The organism is Dietzia sp. DQ11-44, from assembly GCF_014145205.1.
Classification (GTDB): domain Bacteria; phylum Actinomycetota; class Actinomycetes; order Mycobacteriales; family Mycobacteriaceae; genus Dietzia; species Dietzia natronolimnaea.
The window spans coordinates 1-1,309 of sequence record NZ_JAALEC010000664.1 but is presented as its reverse complement, the minus strand read 5'-3'; the positions used below and the strand labels follow the sequence as shown (position 1 = coordinate 1,309).

At 70.5% G+C, this 1,309-nt stretch carries 1 protein-coding gene and 1 pseudogene; both read right to left on the bottom strand.

The window, feature by feature from the left end; genetic code table 11:
* A pseudogene (locus G6018_RS15235) lies at nt 1-480 on the bottom strand (MMPL family transporter); the annotation flags it as partial.
* A 14-nt stretch (nt 481-494) separates the two neighbouring features.
* Nucleotides 495-1,309 (bottom strand): alpha/beta fold hydrolase (locus G6018_RS15230; RefSeq protein WP_347237879.1); only part of this gene is annotated, 815 nt, incomplete at its 5' end.

The following is a 1,309-nucleotide window of genomic DNA, read 5'->3' as shown; positions in this document are numbered from 1 at the left end:
GTCGAGGCCGTCGGCGACGGCGTCGCGCATCTCGCGGACGAGCTCGCTGCCCTGCTCGTTGGAGATCGACTCGGCCTCGACCGGCACCAGCAACAGCGCGGCGGCGCCGTCCTCGGAGGGGATCGGTCCCTGGGGCGCGGCGCCGACGACCTCAGCCATCCGCTCACCCGCCCCCACGGCCGCGGCGATCCCCTGCGGGCCCAGCTCGCCACCGTCCTGCCTGGTGACCACCAGTACCGCCGGCACCGACCCCGCGTCGGGGAATTCCTGCTGGATCTGGGAGACGAGGGCGGCTTCGGAGGTGTCCGGCAACGTCTGGGGTGCCTCGGACGCGCCCTCGGAGGACGCGAGCGCGAAGACGGCGCCGGACACGAGCAGGACCGCCGCGAGGATCAGCCAGGCGGTGAGCTTCCCCGTGAGCACGCCGACCCAGCCTCCGGTGGACGCGTCACTGTCCGTCGCGGTGCTCCCGGTTGTCATCGTCTCCCTCGCCCTCACGCGTTGTACTCGGAGAGGAACGCCTCGAGGATGGCGTTGACCTCGTCGGGCCGTTCCATGGTCGGCGAGTGACCCGCACCGGGGATCTCGTGGAAGCTCGTGGTGGCGATGAGCTCGGCGATCCGGCGCGACTTGTCCGGCGGTGTGGCCGCGTCCTCCGCACCCACCACGACCAGCGTCGGAGCGATGATCCGGATGGCCTCGTCCTCGCACGGATCCCGGTCCGCGACCGACTCGATGGCCTTGACCAGACCGGCGCGGTCGGTGCGCTCGAGCATCGCCATCCACTCCTCGACCCAGGGTGCCGAGAGGTTGCGGTCGGCGAGCATGATCGGCGCCACACGGGACCGCAGCGGCTTCATCCCGGCGACGCGGTACACCTTGGACAGGGTCTTGTACTTGCTGCGGTTGGCCGGCTCCTCCGCGGTGGCGGCGGAGTCGAGCAGGGTGAGGGAGTGCACGATCTCGGGGTTGCGGGCCGCGAGCCGTATCCCGACGAAGCCGCCCATGGACAGGCCGACGAAGTTCACCACGGGGATCTGCAGGTGCCGCAGGAGTTCGCTGACGTCCACCGTCAGCGTGTCCATGTCGTACCCACCGAGCGCGCGGGGCGAGTCGCCCTGCCCACGGAAGTCGATGGTCACGCACCGGTACCTGTCCCGCAGGTGGGCGATCTGGTGCTGGAACATCCACCCGGAGAAGAGCAGACCGTGGGCGAAGAACACCACGGGAGCGTCCTCACGACCGGCGGGCACGCCGGTGTCGGTGTAGGCGATGGTCGTGTGACCGCGCTGGAATGTGGGCATCGGGG